Raw genomic sequence first — 390 nt, 5'->3', positions numbered from 1 at the left:
GATCAGGACACCGCACAGAAGCGCCGACGCTTCTTCCTTGTCTCCCTTGCTCCAGTCCTCAATGCCCTCCATGGTTTCGAGCAGCATTTGCCCGACCATCACGCCCAACATGGCCTCCCCCAGGCCAGGCACCAGCATTGCGCCGAAGTTGAACACATTCCAGCCGATGTTCGCGTAACTCCTCAGCCGCGCCCAGCGGGCATTGGCATCTTCATCGCCAGTGGGCACGGCGATATGTCGCGCATCGGCGATGGCCTTGTCGCGCCGCCATCGACTGAACTGAGGCCAGAGCGCGCCTTCGATCACATGGGTGATCGGTTCTGCGTCGGGGTTTTCCACTGCGGTTTCCCGCCACCATGGCCCCATGTTCAACGGCTCCCGCTGCTGCCA

Annotated in this window: 1 protein-coding gene; it reads right to left on the bottom strand. The window is 62.3% G+C overall.

Features of this window, described 5'->3' with window-relative positions; genetic code table 11:
* The coding region (locus AC1DT6_RS40650; protein WP_477115635.1) for a hypothetical protein at window positions 1–339 on the bottom strand (339 nt) is incomplete at its 3' end.
* Window positions 340–390: the final 51 nt, after the last annotated feature.

This window comes from Cupriavidus sp. 01L45 (assembly GCF_056399885.1).
This window is presented reverse-complemented; position numbering and strand designations above follow the sequence as displayed.